The following is a 14,154-nucleotide window of genomic DNA, read 5'->3' as shown; positions in this document are numbered from 1 at the left end:
TGCCAACACGGGACCTCGCCGACAAGGTATGTGGGTGACCTTGACACTTACCAAAGGTGGCAATACCTCGATCCCGGTCGGGCCGCTTCGTATCGCGGTGAGCAGCGCCGCCGACCATCGCGAGTTCGACGTGATCGCGCTGATCCTCGGTGCCGACGACAAGGTCCGCACCGACTCCGACATGGTGTTCTTCAACCAGCCGACACATCCGGCCGGCGCCGTAGCCCTCGACGGGACGACGGTCGATGTGGACCTGGCCCGGGTCGAACCGGCGGTCGACAAGATCGTGATCGCGGTGTGGGCCGACGACCGGCCGCTTTCCGGCGTCCACGGGCTGCGGATCGAGGCCGGCGCAGAGGCCGCGTTCGAACCGGATCCGTCGCTCACCGAAAAGGTGCTCGTCCTCGGTGAGGTGTACCGGCGCGAGTCCGGCTGGCGGTTCCGTGCCGTCGGACAGGGCTGGGACGGTGGCCTTGCCGCACTCCTGAGCACCTACGGCGTCACGGTAGAGGACCGACCGGACCGGCCCCAGCCGGCCGTGGAGTCGGATGTTCCGCGGGTGCGGACGACCGTTGGGGAGGAAAAGCTCCCCGATGAGGTCCGTGAGCGGCTCAACCTGCGCAAACAGCAGGTCCTCGTCAGTCTCGTCAAGCGCGGTGCGGGCGGTCTCACCGCCAGGGTCCTGCTGGTTCTCGACGCGTCGGGGTCCATGTCGCGGCTGTACCTGGACGGGGTGGTCGCCCGCGCCGTCGAACGGATCGCCGCGGTGGCGGCCCAACTCGACGACGACGGCGTCATGCAGGCCTGGTCGTTCGCCGACGAGGCCCGCAGCCTGCCGAGCCTGAGCATCGGCGAACTGCCACAATGGCTGGCCGTCAACACGCCCTTCCAAGCGATGCTCGACCACGCGAAAATCATCGGTTACGGAAACGAGGAGCCGGCGGTCATCCGCGACGTCCTGACATTCGTCGACGAGCACCCCACCGCCGACCCCACGCTCGTCGTCTTCTTCTCCGACGGCGGCGTGTACCGGAACAAGGAGATCGAGGAGCTTCTCCGCAGCGCGGCGACCCTGCCGGTCTTCTGGCAGTTCGTGGGGCTCGGCGAGCAGGACTACGGCGTTCTGCAACAGTTCGACACCCTCACCGGGCGAGCCGTCGACAACACAGGATTCTTCGCCGTGGACGACCTCGACGAGGTGTCCGACGCCGACCTGTACGACCGGCTCCTCGACGAGTTCCCGCAGTGGGTTGCGGAGGCGACCCGGTTGGGCATTGTCGGATCGCCTCTCTCCGGCCGGCTTCCGGGTTAGCGTTCGATCCCACCGTGACGTCGCGACGCGGTCGGCAACCCCCTGAACCGCGGGCGGGGCACACTGGACGGCGTGGATGAACATGGGCGAGCGGCATTCGTGCTGCACGAGCACCATAAACCGCGGCACCACTTCGACCTGCGACTGGAAGAGGACGGGGTCCTGCGGTCCTGGGCAGTGCCTCGCGGCCTGCCGGAGGACCCGAAGCGCAATCGCCTCGCGGTCGCGGTGCCCGATCACAACCTTGATCATCTGACCTACACCGACGCCGACAAAGGGATCGCCGATATCGGCTGGTGGGAAGAGGTGGATCGCAACGACAAGCGCATCGTCTTCACACTGCACGGCCACGGCGCACCACGAACCTACGCACTGATAAAGACGGACTCGGACTGGCTGCTGCATCTGATGAAGGAGTAGCGATCACCCGGATGCGGGCGCGCCGATCGCGGGCGTTGTGATCGGGGTTGCCGGCGGCGATCGGTCCACGCGACCCCACGGCGTGTTCATCCCTTGCCGGCAACGTGCAGGTCGCGGCCCGGTGACACCACCACGCAACGGGAAGGCGGCGGCGGGAATATCCGACCCGGCGGCGGGTAGTGCAGGGGTGTCGCCGGCCCGGTCCGGTCGCTTGCCTGCCTGCGCCGAGCCGGCGGGCGCGGCGGCAGGTGGGCGACGACCCGGCCGCAGCCCGACCCGCCGGGCGGACCAGTCGAACGAGCCGACACGAAGGACCGCACCGACGCGCGCGGTGCCCCTTCACCCGGCATCCGTGCCACCGATCGACGTCGACGAGGAGCGAGATGGAACTGCTGGCCAGTCCGGAGGTATGGGTCGCGTTCGCCACCCTGCTGCTGCTCGAAGTGGTGCTGGGCATCGACAACGTCGTGTTCATCTCGATCCTGGCCGGCCGGCTTCCCCATGCCCAGCAGGCCCGGGCCCGCACCATCGGCCTGTCCCTGGCGCTGATCACGCGGCTGCTCCTGCTCGCCTCGCTGTCCTGGGTGATCGGCCTGACAGCGCCGCTGTTCACCGTGATAGGCCAGGAGATCTCCGGCCGCGACCTCATCCTGTTCCTCGGCGGACTGTTCCTCGTCGGCAAGGCCACCTTCGAAATTCACGAACACCTCGAAGGAGCCGAACACGGCACGGCCGGCAAGGCCACTTCGTTCGCCGCCGTCATCGCCCAGATCCTCGTCCTCGACGTGGTGTTCTCCCTCGACTCGGTCATCACCGCCGTCGGCATGGTCGACGAACTGTCCATCATGGTCGCCGCCGTGATCGTCGCCATGATCATCATGCTGGTGTCCGCCGGCACGGTCAGCCGCTTCGTCAACCAGCACCCCACCGTCAAGATGCTCGCCCTGTCCTTCCTGCTTCTCATCGGCGGCAGCCTCATCGCCGAGAGCCTCGACCAGCACATCCCCAAGGGCTACGTCTACGGACCGATCGCCTTCTCCATCTTCGTCGAGTTGCTCAACCTGAAGGTCAGGTCACGCCAGCAGCGCCGCGACGCCGAAACGGTCCACCTGCACCCGACCTACGTGAAGACGGACCCCGCCGACAGGACCCCGCCGCGGTCGACCCGGTGATCCGTCCTGCAGGCAGACGCAGCACGCCGTTCCGTCACCGGTCCCGGTCATCGCGCGACCGGTGACCGGTCGGCCGGGTTGAGGCGGGTGAGGACGTGGTGTCCGCGAGTAGGTCGAGGACGCCGGTGATGGCGTGGCATGGTGGACCCCGTTGGAGGGTTTGGCGATCCGGTAGGTACGGCCGCGGTGTGTGGCTTGGGTTGGCCGGCCCGGCTTGCGGGTAGGCCTTCGCTATCACCGCGACCGGCAACCTCCGGCGTCTCCGCAGCCCGAGCCGTGGCACCCTCGAACCTTGGTAGCGTCGCCGGGTGGCGGCTATCTGGCACGCGGATCCTGCGGGACAGTGGCATCCCTGGTACCCGGCGATTATCCGACCGAGGCGACGTTGCACGATTTGGTCGAGCAGACGCCGCAGTTGCTGCCGTTGGCCGGCAGCCCCCGGCTGACTGTTTTGGGTCGGGAGGTTCGGCTCGGCACCGGCCGGGTGGACCTGATCGCGGTGGAGTCGTCCGGCCGGCTGGTGATCGTCGAGGTCAAGCTTGCCGGCAACAGCGAAACCCGGCGTGCCGTCGTCGCTCAGGTGTTGTCCTATGCCGCCTATCTGCAGGGTTTGGCGGTCGGGCAACTGGAGACGGCAGTGCTTGCCAGCCACCTGGCCGCCCGAGGCTGGGCGACCGAAGCCGTCGGCCGGCGACGGGTTCGAACCGCCGCCGGCCGACGGGTCTCGCCTAGCTGTCGAGCCTGACGATTTCGTACCGGACGGCGTCGGACGGCGGGGTGAAGAAGTGTGAGCTCACGACGTACAAGGCGCCGCGAGGACCGAACGCCGCCGTGGTCGGAACGTCGAGACCGTCGTTCGTCAGCGTGCGCAGCAGCACCGCGCTGGTGCCATCGTGGGACAGTCGCAACTCGGCCACGGTCTCCACCCGATGCTGAACGACGTAGAGGGTGCTGCCGCGAAGCACCAGCCCGTCCGGGCCCTGAATCGCGCCACCGCGAACGTCGACCCGGGTGGTGTGACCGGTCCGGACGTCCACCGCGAACAGCGCACCCCCGCTGCCGTCGCTGCGCTCGTGGGTCTGCGCCATGACCAGCGTGTGCTCATCGAGCGCGACGACACCGTTGGCGTTGAAGACACCGGCCGCAGGTGGGGCGAGGCGGTAGTCGCCGGTGAGCGGGATCTCCCGGGGCGTGCCGACCGTGCGGCCCCGGATCGGCAGGGCGTAGAGGACCGCCCGCAGCGAATCGGTGAAGTACGCCGTGCTCCCCGCCACGGCGATGTCGTTGACCAGCCCCGTGTCGGTCACGTCGAACAACGCCACCCGCTGCCCGCTCACGCGGTCGTAGACCCGCAGTTCGCCCGAGGTGACACCGGCCACGAGCAGCAACGGACCGGCGATCTCCACACCCAGAGCACCGTCGCCGTCAGCGGGTACGAACGGCTCGACCCGGCCCGTACGCAGATCGGCCCGCACCACAGTGCCGTCGGCGAATGACGTGACGTACGCGGTGTTCCCCGTGATCGCGATGCCCTCGGGCTGGAAACCGACGTCGCCGGCGATCAGCGCATTGGGCAGGGTGATGGTGTCCGGATAGCGGTTGCCGGCGCTGGCCGGCGCTGCGGCCACCAGCGACAGCGACAACATTGCGGTGGCAGCAGCGGCGAGTAGACGCAGGTTCATGCCCAGAACGTAAAACCTGACGTTGATGTCAGAGGCAAATGAGCGTGACCCACACCACCTCCGAGCCCGCTCGGGTCCGTCAGGCCGTCGAGACTCCGCCGCACGCGGCACCGTTCATTTGTGGAGCGGCAACGATGTCACCTGCTCGAACATGTGGTTTCCGTTCCAGGGCACGTCATCGGCGGGCACCGCGAGGTCCAGGTTCGGATGCCGCTCGATCAGGACCTCCAGCATCACCTGCAGTTCCAGCCGGGCCAGGTTGGCGCCCAGGCAGTGGTGAATGCCGCGGGCGAAGGTGACGTGTTGGGTCCGCCGGTTCAGGATCATCTCGGTGGGGTTGGGGAAGGCCTCCGGGTCGTGGTTGGCCGAGGTCACCGCGGCGACCACACCCTCGCCCTTGCGGATCAGGCCCGACGGCAGTGGTACGTCCTCGGTCGCGACCCGGATCAAGGCACCCTGATGCTGCGGAGACTCCAGCCGCAGCAGCTCGTCGACGGTGGCGGGCACCGACTCCGGACGGGCGCGGAGCGCCTCGAATCGCTCGCGGGGATCGAGCAGCCACAGAAGTGAGCGCGAGAGGACCACACCGGTGGCCTCGTGCCCGGCGGTGACGAGGGTGAACATGATGCCGACCAACTCGTCCGCGGTCAGTTTGTCACCGTTGTCGCGTGCCTCGATCATGGTCGCGAGGAGTCCGTCGCCGGGCGAGTCCTGGCGCGCGATGACCAGCTCGGCGAGGTAAGCGAGGAACTCCTGGAAGGTCGCGACCTGCTGCTCCAGTCCGAAGCCCGAGGTCGACAGCATCGTGCCCATCCATGTGCGTATGCGGTCGAAGTCAACGGCCGGTATGCCGAGGACATCACACAGCACCATTGCTGGGTAGACGAAAGCGACGTCCTTCACGAAGTCGAACCTGTCCGGACGGGCGTCCAGCACCTCCACGGCGCGCTCGCGCACCCGGGGCCGCCATGCGGCGATCTGGCGGCTGGTGAACGTGCCGGTCAACAACCGCCGCAACCGCGTGTGATCGGGCGGGTCCATCAGGACGAGAAAACCCGGGCCCGGCGTCGGGTTGAGCCCGGGCTGCATTCGAGGTGCGCCTTCGCGCGAGGGATCGCTGCTGAACCGCGGATCGTTCAAAATCGCGACCACGTCGGCGTATCGGGTCGCTATTCGAGCCACGTCGCCGCTGGGCAGGCGCGCCGGCCCGAGTGGGTCGTGTTCACGCCGGTGTGCGAAGTGCGCCGAAACGCGGCCGCGGGGACCGTTCGGAAACGGGAATTCGTCGATCACTCCACCGAGTCAAGCAGCGACCAGGGAGGACACGAATACTCCATCGGCCCACCTTCATAAGAGTCCGTTCCGGGTGTCCGTGGCCTGATTCCGGAAACGGCCCGGGGCGATCCCGAACTTGCGGCGGAACGCGTTCGCGAAGGCGTACTCGCTGGAGTAGCCCACCTGGCGGGCGATCGTCGCCAGCGGCTCCGTCGTCTCGCGGAGCACTCGTGCGCCGTGGGTGAGGCGCCAGTCGATCAGGTACGTCATCGGCGGCTTGCCGAGCAGACCGGTGAACTGTCGCTTGAAGGCGGTTCGGGACATGCCCGCGACCTCGCCGAGTTGCTGCACCGTCCACGGCCGCTGGGGATTGGTGTGGATCTGGCTGAGCGCGGCGGCGATTCCGGGGTCGATGGCCTCCGGCCCGATCAGGGACTGCCGCTGCCCGTGGCGCAGGGCGTGGACCAACATGAGGTCGATGAGCGCGGGGCGGGTCACCGAGGTGCCCGGCCCGCTGCCGGACACGTCCATGGTGAGCAGCTCGATCACTGCCCGCATCTCCGGATGACGGTCGTAGTCCGGCGATATCGCGATGACCGGCGGAAGGTCCCGTAAGAAACGATGCACCTGACCGCGGTCCAGGCGGTAGCACCCGAGGACGACCTCGAAGGCCGTCGGCTCGCTCCCGCGACGGCGCGCGGGCAGTCGCAGTGGGGGCAATCCACCGATCTCGCTCGCGGCCGTGTGGCTGAGCCCGTGTTGGGTACCGTGCGGCACGAGAACGACATCCCCGGCCCGGAGCCGCACCGGTTGGTCGGCGGCGGTGATCAGCCATCCGGTGCCGTGCAGGACGACGTGGAAACCCATCCCCTCGATGGCGGGCAGGCGCATTCCCCACGCACCCGATTCGCGGACGCTGGATGCGCTCGGCCGGCCCGCGTGGATGGCGCCGATTGCTTCACTGATCACGTCCACGACGGCCATGATAGTGAGGTCGGCTCCCGGCGGGTCCGCGCGCGACAGCCACCGTCGGGTCCGGACGCGTATGAGGTCGGACCGTCCGGTCATCGCCGCCCGCGTTGCCCTGAGTTTCAGCAGACGTCCTGATCGACATCCTGGCAGCGAACGCGGCGGCGACCGCACGGCAGGGATAACCCAGCAGCACCGCTCGGACTCCCGGTATCAGGAGAGCCTCGGCAGTCGTATCGGAGGGTAGCCAGGGTATGGAATACCTAGGCTAAACGTGGCCTTCATATCCCGGTTCTCCGGAGAGATGCTGGGTTCACGAAGGAGAGAAAGGGGGTGACATGGAAGACGGAGCGCTCGGCGAGTTCCTTCGACATCGGCGGGAACGGTTACGGCCCGAGGATGTGGGTCTGCCCGGCGGTGGCCGACGCCGCACCCCCGGTTTACGCCGAGAGGAAGTCGCCGGGTTGGCGGCGTTGTCGCCGGACTACTACTCCCGGCTGGAGCAGGGCCGGGTGCGCACCCCGTCGGCGGCGGCGCTGGCCAGTCTCGCCCGGGCCATCCGGCTCACCAGCGATGAGCAGGACTACCTGTTCCGTCTCGCCGGGCAGCAGCCGCCGGAGCCGCGTTCACCGCTGGCCTACGTCGATCCGGCGATGCTCTACCTGTTGGACGCTCTCGGGCACACGCCGGCGCAGGTAGCCGATGACCTGCTGACGGTCGTTGCGCAGAACCGTGCGGCGCAGAACCTGCTGGGTGTCTGGACCGGCCTGCCCGGTTACGAGTCCAATGTCACCTGGCGGTGGTTCGCCGATCCGGCGTCTCGGGACAGCAACGATCCGGCCGAGCACGAGCGCATCGGCCAGGCCTACGCGGCCGATCTGCGTGCGGGGGTGGCGCAGCGCTCAGCAGGTGACCGGTTCGCTCGCGGGTTGGTGTCGGATCTTCTGCAGCGCAGCGCCGAGTTCGCGGAGCTGTGGTCGCAGCAGCATGTCGCGGCGCTCGCCTCGGCGCCGAAGCTCATCCGGCACCCCCTCGTGGGCGAACTCGATCTGCAGTGTGATGTCGTGTTGAGCCCGGCTACCGGCCACCGGCTCATTCTTTTCCGGCCCCGGCCCGGTTCGAACGCCCATGAGCAGATCGCATTCCTCGACGTACTCGGGAATCACAAGTTCTCCTGAGTCTCACCTTTGCTCTTTCTCATCACCGCGAAAACGCGGATACATCCGCGCGCCCCGAAACGGCACCAGAAGGAACCTTGTGAACATCAGCGGAAACACCGTCTTCATCCCCGGCGCGACCTCCGGCATCGGCCTCGGCCTGGCTTTGCGCCTGCGAGCCAAGGGCAACACCGTGATTGTCGGCGGGCGCCGCAGCGAACTGCTGGAACAGATCGCCGCCGAGCACCCCGGCATCGGCACTGTCGTCATCGACGCGACCGACCCGGTGTCGATCACCGCGGCCCGTGACGATCTCGCCATCCGTTACCCAGGACTGAACACCTTGATCACGACGGCCGGCATCATGGAGCTGGAGGACCTTCGCGATCCGGCGTCACTGGACGTCGCCGAGCGCACCATCGCCATCAACCTGCTCGGCACGATCCGGCTGATCAACGCGTTCCTGCCCGGCCTGCTGGCTCAACCGTCCGCGACCGTCATGACGGTCAGCTCGGGCCTGGCGTACGTGCCGCTGCCGGCGACCCCGACCTACAACGCCACCAAGGCTGCGGTCCACTCCTTCACCGAAAGCCTGCGCGTGCAGCTGACCGGCAGCAACGTCCAGGTGATCGAGCTCGTCCCGCCGGCCACCCGGACCACGCTGATGAACCAGCAGAACTCCGAGGTGGCGATGCCCCTGGAGGACCTCCTCGACGAGGTGATCGGCCTGCTCGAGGCCGACCCGAAGGCCGAGCAGATCCTGGTCGAGCGGGTGAAGTGGCAGCGCAACGCCGAGGCCGAAGGCCGCTACGCCGAGGTCCTGGGCGCGCTCAGCGGCCGCTACCGGTCCTGACCGACCGCGGCGGCCGGATACCTCCCGCTCCGGCCGCCGCCCCCTCCGACGAACGGCCCTCCATGGAATCCACCGTCACGGTGCCCGGCGGGCGCCGTATCCCCCGGCTCGGCTTCGGCACCTACCAGATCGCACCGCGCGACACCGAACAACGCGTCGGTGAAGCGCTGCGGGCCGGCTACCGACACATCGACACCGCCCGCTACTACCGCAACGAAAAGGGCGTCGGTGCCGCCGTCCGGGCCAGTGGCCTGGTGCGCGACGACATCTGGATCACCAGCAAACTTCCCATCGACGCGGACGGCGCCGACGAGGTGAACCGGGCCGTCGACGCCACCGTCGACGCGCTCGGCACGCACGTCGATCTCTACTTGATCCACTGGCCGAGGCCGCGGCACGGACGCTACCCGCGGACGTGGCAGGCACTGCGTTCCGCTCAGGCCGCCGGCCGGCTGCGGGAGATCGGCGTCTCCAACTTTCACCAGGCCCAGCTCGATCGCATCCTCGCCGACGGCGGACCGCCTCCGGCTGTCAACCAGATCGAGGCTCACCCGCACTTCGCCAACAACGCCGTGCGCCGCTTCTGCGCGGAGCGGGGCATCGCCGTCGCGGCATGGTCGCCGCTCGGTGCCGGCTCCGTACTGCGCGACCCCACGATCGCAGCGGTTGCCCGGGAAGCGGGCCGTAGTCCCGCCCAGGTCATCCTGCGCTGGCACCTGCAACGCGGCGACATCGTGCTGCCGAAAGCCAGCACACCGCAACGCATCCGGCAGAACGCCGCGGTGTTCGACTTCGCGCTCGATGCGCGCCAGATGACCCGCATCGACCAACTCGACCGAGGCGAAGCGGGCCGCACCGGCCCGAACCCCGAACGCCTCTGACCCTAAGGACCCCCATGAGACCTACCCCCGGCCGAACGCTGCTCGGAGTGAGCCTCACCGTGGCCCTGAGCCTGACCGCCTGTTCCCCCGACCCGGACGCCGGTGAGCCGGCGACCCAGACGGTCCCTGGCCCGAGCACGACGCTCACCGAACCCCGCGACCCGCTCGCCGCCCTCGGCGAGCCCGCCGCGATCACCACCGGCCTGACCGTGCCGTGGGGCCTGACCTTCCTGCCCGACCGCTCCGCCCTGATCTCCGAGCGGGACTCCGCCCTGATCAAACGGGTACCCGCCGACGGCGGCACACCGCAAACGGTCGGCGTCGTGCCCGGGGTCGCCCCGAAAGCCGAGGGCGGCCTGATGGGCATCGTCGCCTCACCGGACTTCGCCACCGACCGCACCGTCTACGCCTCGATCACCGGCGCGACCGAGAACTCGATCGTCGCGCTGCGCATCGCCGAGGACTACCGGTCGCTGCGCCAGGAACGAGTGCTGCTCGACGGCATCCGGACTGCCGAACGTCACCACGGCGGCCGGCTCGCTGTCGGTCCCGACGGCAACCTGTGGATCGGCACCGGCGACGCATTCGAACCGGCCAACGCCGCCGACGACAACTCGCTCAACGGCAAGATCCTGCGCATCCGCACAGACGGCACGGTCCCCGACGACAACCCTGGAGACAGCCCGATCTACTCGTCCGGGCACCGTAACGTCCAGGGCCTCGCGTTCGGTCCGGACGGCACCCCGTACGCCTCGGAACTGGGCCACCGTACCTGGGACGAGGTCAATGCGCTGCGCCCGGGCGCGGACTACGGCTGGCCCGAAACCGAAGGCATCGAGGGCAGCACCGGCACCGCACCGATCTGGACCGTGCACCCGGACGACGCATCACCCTCGGGCATGGCATACGCCGGCGGTTCCCTCTGGATCGGCGCCCTCGGCGGGGCCCGTCTATGGCAGTTGCCCGTCGACGGCGGTCGCGCGACCGGCAAAGCGGTCGAGCACTACCGCGGCCGGTACGGCCGCATCCGCACCGTCGAAGTCGCACCCGACGGCGCCCTCTGGCTGATGACCTCCAACACCGACCGCTCCACCTGGGGCGGTGTCGCCCCCAAACCCGGCGACGACCGCATCTTGCGCATCGAAGTCCACCCGTAGAACAGGGAAGCCGCGACGTCCGTCATTGTTGTCACCGGCGCCTCCACCGGCATCGGGAACCTCACCGCCCGACGACTGGCCGACGCGGGACACACCGTGTACGCCAGCATGCGCGACGCCGGACGCAACACCGCACCCGCCGCCGCCATCCGGGCATACGCCCGCGACACGGGCACCGCCCTGCACGTCGTCGAACTCGACGTCGTGATCAACAATGCCGGGCACCTTTACGTGGGCTACGTCGAAGCCTTCACCGACGACGACATCACCCACCTCATCGACGTCAATGCGTCGGCACCCACCGAGTCAACCGCGCGGTACTGCCGCACTTCCGCAAGCGCGGAGCCGGTGTGCTGATGTACGTCGGCGCACCATCCCCGTCACCACACCACCCTTCATGGGCCCGTACGTGGCATCCAAAACCGCGATAAACGCCCTCGCCGTCGTCACCGTGTACGAGGCGAACGCGTTCGGCATCGAGACCGTGATCGTCACGCCCGGCGCCATCACCGAAGGCACCGAACGCTTCCCGACCGCCAGCAGCGCCAGCGACACACACGAGGCGGCCGCGTACAGCGCCCTCGCCGCGATGGTCGCCGACACCGGTCCGACGGGCGTCATGACCACCCCGCCGTCCTGGCGGGCAGGTACTCAGTCGGACGGGCCGGCGAGGTGGACGGACCTGCCCAGGGCATCGAAGCCGTAATACAGCTGCAGCAGGTCCTCCTCGTCGGCCGACAGCGCCGCCGGCACGTTCACGAGGGCCAGCGGCTTCTCGTCGACCACTGTCACCACGTGCACCACCGGCTCGGTGAGACTGTCGCGGATCACCGAGAGCTCCCACGTCGCGGCGCCGGAAGCGGCCGCCCCGGTGTGGCGCAGGGCGTACGAGCGTCGTTTCGAGATGAACGTGAACTGTGCCCGGACCGCGAAGCGCCGAACGTGCCGACTGCCGACGAGACGCCACGGTGGCTCGGGACCGTAGTTGTGCAGGTCTACGAAGAGTTGCCGGCGAAGTGTCGCGTATTCGTGGCCCAACTGCACCACCCCGGAGACTGCTGATTCCAGGTCGCGGCGCGAATCGCACCGGTCGAGATTCCGCCGCTGGGACTCGAGCCGTTCGCGAACATACTCGCGGAGCAGTCCATCGAGGTGCCCGAGCGGGTGCGAATCCTCCACAGTCTCGATCTGGAACAGAATCGCGTCGACCAACCCCGCGTACCGATCCGCCAGCATGAGACCCCCGCCGTTGCGCAGAAACCATCGACGATCGTACCGGAGGTGGTCACGCCGCGATCGGCATCGACAGCGGGGCGGGCCACGCACGGTGCAGGATGTCGGGCGGCTACCGTACGCGGCATGAACAACAGCCCGTTGTCAGACACCATGGCGGAACACGCGGCCACGAAGAGCCCGGAAAGCTACGAGCGGTTCCTCGCCTTGTTCCGCGCGAGCACGATCGGGATCGCGACCACCGGCACACCGATTCGGGATGCCGACGGCAACCTGACCACGGGCCACGGTTTCGGCGCGGGCAGGACCACTCACGGCGACGGGCAGCCCCGAATCCTCGCCTTCGCCGATCCCGAGGTGGCCCTGCGCAACTTCGGTCCGCGGTTCAACGCCGGTGTCTCCGGCGCGGTCCTTCTACAAATGGCGGCGACCGACGACGGATGCGCCGGCATTCTGGTCAACAGCGCCATCGCGGAGATCAGTCTCGTCATCAGCAAATCCACGGCCCGGTCCGTACTGGCCCCGGATGCCGAGCCCGCGCAACCCAAACGGCATTGGTGGAACCGGCGCTGAACGGCCGATGTAGAGAGCATTCCAGCAGGCCCATGGCGGACTCACCACGCTCGGCCGTCAGCCGCAGACCGCGGTTGCGGACGCGGCGCTCGACAGTGCCGACGCCCAATGCCTCTGCCGATTCGGCCGCCTTCGGGCCCGGCCTCGCCGGCAAGCCGAGGGCCAGGACGACGACGAACGCGATGCCGCATCGACGCATGCCGATCACATACCCGGCTTCGCGTCAGCACCTTGACATGCGGACCTGCCGCCGCGAGCGCGGTGTCAGCGCATCGTGGCGCCGCTGCCGGCCGGTTACAGATCTACCTGCCGGAGCCCCGGCTGAGCCATTCCGGGTCGTGTTCCCAGCCGTTGCGCACATAGAACGGCACTGCTCGAGGGCTGGAGTGCACCGTCACGTGCTCCAGCTCCAGGCGGCGGCTTTCGTCGAGTACCGCCTTCATCAGCAGCGCACCGACCCCGCGGTCGCGCATCTCGGGAACGACGAACACGGACTGAACGTCGCCGCCACGCCGGCAATACTTGTTCGCGGTGGGCACCCGGTCGAGGATCGCCAGCCACGCCATGCCGACGACCTCACCGGAGGCCTCGGCCACGAACGCCCGGTGCTCGGGGTGGCCACGCATCCAGTCGGCGAGCGCCGAGACGAACTCGTCCAGGTTGTCGCCCTGGTAGCCGCGCTCCTGGGTGGCCCGCCGCCAGCGCAGACCAGCCAGGGCGGGCACGTCTGCGTCGGACGCCGGGCGCACCGTTACATCGAGATCGGTCATGCAGCGATCATTCCGGACGCGGCACAGCGCGACGAGGCCGAGAACCGCTGGGCGATGTGGAGGCCTGCCCGTTCGCCGACACTCGTGCGCCCGACGCGCGATTGATTTACGGCCCCTGTGTTGCTCGGGTGAGCACACCGGTGTGCGGTGTTTGGTGGCGCCACGCGGTGAGGATGGAGTCGACGAGGTCGGCACCGATTCCCTGGCTGGTGTCGACGTCGTGGTCGTAGGAGCCGAAGGTGTGGATGCCGTTGACCTCGACGTGGCCGCGTCCTTCGCCGATGCGTCGGTCGCCGCGAGCGCGTTCGCGGCGGTCCAACTCGTCAGGGGCGCAGTGCACGCCGACCAGGAATACGTCGAGGCCGGCCAATAGAACGGCCAGTTCGTGTCGCCAGGCGCGGAACTCGATGATGTGCTCGACAATCAGGTCGTTACCGGCCGTGGCGAGAGCGGGCAGGCAGCGGTGGAAACCGGCGAAGAACCGCGGTCGCAGCTGGTGCCACCAGTCGAAAGGTCCACCGTCCTCCCGTCGGTTCGGGAGCATTCCGGCGGCAACGAACTGGTCGGAAGACACGTGCAGGAACGGCTCGTCCAGGGCCGCGCGAAGCGCGACGGCCAGGGTGGATTTGCCGGAACTCGACGCACCGTTGAGCATGATGATCCGGCCTGGACCGCGCGGCGTCGGAACAGGTTCCACGGC

General features: G+C 68.5%; 17 protein-coding genes and 1 pseudogene. 12 read left to right on the top strand and 6 right to left on the bottom strand.

Annotated elements, in window-relative coordinates; all coding sequences use genetic code 11:
* The first annotated feature begins 34 nt into the window (after nt 1-34).
* The 4 genes from Val02_RS03225 (at nt 35) to Val02_RS03210 (ending at nt 3,649) form a co-directional block, all read left to right on the top strand.
* On the top strand, nt 35-1,312 hold the full coding sequence (locus Val02_RS03225; RefSeq protein ID WP_203897311.1) for a vWA domain-containing protein: 1,278 nt from the start codon (nt 35-37) through the stop codon (nt 1,310-1,312).
* 72 nt (nt 1,313-1,384) lie between these two features.
* A complete protein-coding gene (locus tag Val02_RS03220; RefSeq protein ID WP_239151827.1) occupies nt 1,385-1,732 on the top strand; it encodes a DNA polymerase ligase N-terminal domain-containing protein in 348 nt (115 codons plus the stop codon).
* Nucleotides 1,733-2,115: 383 nt separating this feature from the next.
* Nucleotides 2,116-2,904: a TerC family protein gene (locus Val02_RS03215; protein WP_203897310.1), complete on the top strand. Its 789-nt coding sequence runs from the start codon at nt 2,116-2,118 to the stop codon at nt 2,902-2,904.
* A gap of 343 nt (nt 2,905-3,247) precedes the next feature.
* Nucleotides 3,248-3,649, top strand: coding sequence for a DUF8371 domain-containing protein (locus Val02_RS03210; protein WP_203897309.1), 402 nt, complete (start codon nt 3,248-3,250; stop codon nt 3,647-3,649).
* Here the strand turns inward: Val02_RS03210 and Val02_RS03205 are convergent.
* The 3 genes from Val02_RS03205 to Val02_RS03195 form a co-directional block, all read right to left on the bottom strand.
* Nucleotides 3,633-4,586: an SMP-30/gluconolactonase/LRE family protein gene (locus Val02_RS03205; RefSeq protein WP_203897308.1), complete on the bottom strand. Its 954-nt coding sequence runs from the start codon at nt 4,584-4,586 to the stop codon at nt 3,633-3,635. The two genes, Val02_RS03210 and Val02_RS03205, sit on opposite strands and share 17 nt — an antisense overlap.
* Nucleotides 4,587-4,700: 114 nt before the next feature.
* Complete coding sequence (locus Val02_RS03200; RefSeq protein ID WP_203897307.1) at nt 4,701-5,879, bottom strand: cytochrome P450; 1,179 nt, start codon at nt 5,877-5,879, stop codon at nt 4,701-4,703.
* Nucleotides 5,880-5,933: 54 nt separating this feature from the next.
* A complete protein-coding gene (locus tag Val02_RS03195; RefSeq protein ID WP_239151819.1) occupies nt 5,934-6,836 on the bottom strand; it encodes an AraC family transcriptional regulator in 903 nt (300 codons plus the stop codon).
* Between the two features lie 332 nt (nt 6,837-7,168).
* On the opposite strand from Val02_RS03195, the gene Val02_RS03190 reads away from it, so the two are divergent.
* From Val02_RS03190 to Val02_RS03165, 7 genes and pseudogenes are all read left to right on the top strand, one after another.
* Nucleotides 7,169-8,008 carry a helix-turn-helix transcriptional regulator gene (locus Val02_RS03190; RefSeq protein WP_203897305.1) on the top strand — a complete coding sequence of 280 codons (840 nt, stop codon included), beginning with the start codon at nt 7,169-7,171 and terminating at the stop codon, nt 8,006-8,008.
* Nucleotides 7,959-8,840 carry an SDR family oxidoreductase gene (locus Val02_RS03185; RefSeq protein ID WP_239151807.1) on the top strand — a complete coding sequence of 294 codons (882 nt, stop codon included), beginning with the start codon at nt 7,959-7,961 and terminating at the stop codon, nt 8,838-8,840. The genes Val02_RS03190 and Val02_RS03185 overlap by 50 nt, the downstream gene beginning before the upstream one ends.
* Nucleotides 8,841-8,902: 62 nt before the next feature.
* Complete coding sequence (locus Val02_RS03180; RefSeq protein ID WP_203897304.1) at nt 8,903-9,721, top strand: aldo/keto reductase; 819 nt, start codon at nt 8,903-8,905, stop codon at nt 9,719-9,721.
* Between the two features lie 14 nt (nt 9,722-9,735).
* A complete protein-coding gene (locus Val02_RS03175; RefSeq protein WP_203897303.1) occupies nt 9,736-10,878 on the top strand; it encodes a PQQ-dependent sugar dehydrogenase in 1,143 nt (380 codons plus the stop codon).
* Between the two features lie 24 nt (nt 10,879-10,902).
* Nucleotides 10,903-10,977: pseudogene (locus Val02_RS48540) on the top strand (SDR family NAD(P)-dependent oxidoreductase); the annotation flags it as partial.
* A gap of 9 nt (nt 10,978-10,986) precedes the next feature.
* On the top strand, nt 10,987-11,235 hold the full coding sequence (locus tag Val02_RS03170; protein WP_239151793.1) for a hypothetical protein: 249 nt from the start codon (nt 10,987-10,989) through the stop codon (nt 11,233-11,235).
* Between the two features lie 52 nt (nt 11,236-11,287).
* Nucleotides 11,288-11,584, top strand: a complete 297-nt coding sequence (locus Val02_RS03165; RefSeq protein WP_203897302.1) for a hypothetical protein — start codon at nt 11,288-11,290, stop codon at nt 11,582-11,584.
* Here the strand turns inward: Val02_RS03165 and Val02_RS03160 are convergent.
* Nucleotides 11,530-12,114 carry a hypothetical protein gene (locus Val02_RS03160; RefSeq protein ID WP_203897301.1) on the bottom strand — a complete coding sequence of 195 codons (585 nt, stop codon included), beginning with the start codon at nt 12,112-12,114 and terminating at the stop codon, nt 11,530-11,532. The two genes, Val02_RS03165 and Val02_RS03160, sit on opposite strands and share 55 nt — an antisense overlap.
* Nucleotides 12,115-12,237: 123 nt before the next feature.
* On the opposite strand from Val02_RS03160, the gene Val02_RS03155 reads away from it, so the two are divergent.
* Complete coding sequence (locus tag Val02_RS03155; protein ID WP_203897300.1) at nt 12,238-12,684, top strand: hypothetical protein; 447 nt, start codon at nt 12,238-12,240, stop codon at nt 12,682-12,684.
* Between the two features lie 302 nt (nt 12,685-12,986).
* On the opposite strand, the gene Val02_RS03150 is transcribed toward Val02_RS03155, so the two are convergent.
* Nucleotides 12,987-13,454 carry a GNAT family N-acetyltransferase gene (locus Val02_RS03150; protein ID WP_203897299.1) on the bottom strand — a complete coding sequence of 156 codons (468 nt, stop codon included), beginning with the start codon at nt 13,452-13,454 and terminating at the stop codon, nt 12,987-12,989.
* A gap of 106 nt (nt 13,455-13,560) precedes the next feature.
* Nucleotides 13,561-14,151: a chloramphenicol phosphotransferase CPT family protein gene (locus Val02_RS03145; protein ID WP_203897298.1), complete on the bottom strand. Its 591-nt coding sequence runs from the start codon at nt 14,149-14,151 to the stop codon at nt 13,561-13,563.
* Nucleotides 14,152-14,154 lie beyond the last annotated feature (3 nt).

This window comes from Virgisporangium aliadipatigenens (genome assembly GCF_016863615.1).
Taxonomy (GTDB): domain Bacteria; phylum Actinomycetota; class Actinomycetes; order Mycobacteriales; family Micromonosporaceae; genus Virgisporangium; species Virgisporangium aliadipatigenens.
This window is presented reverse-complemented; position numbering and strand designations above follow the sequence as displayed.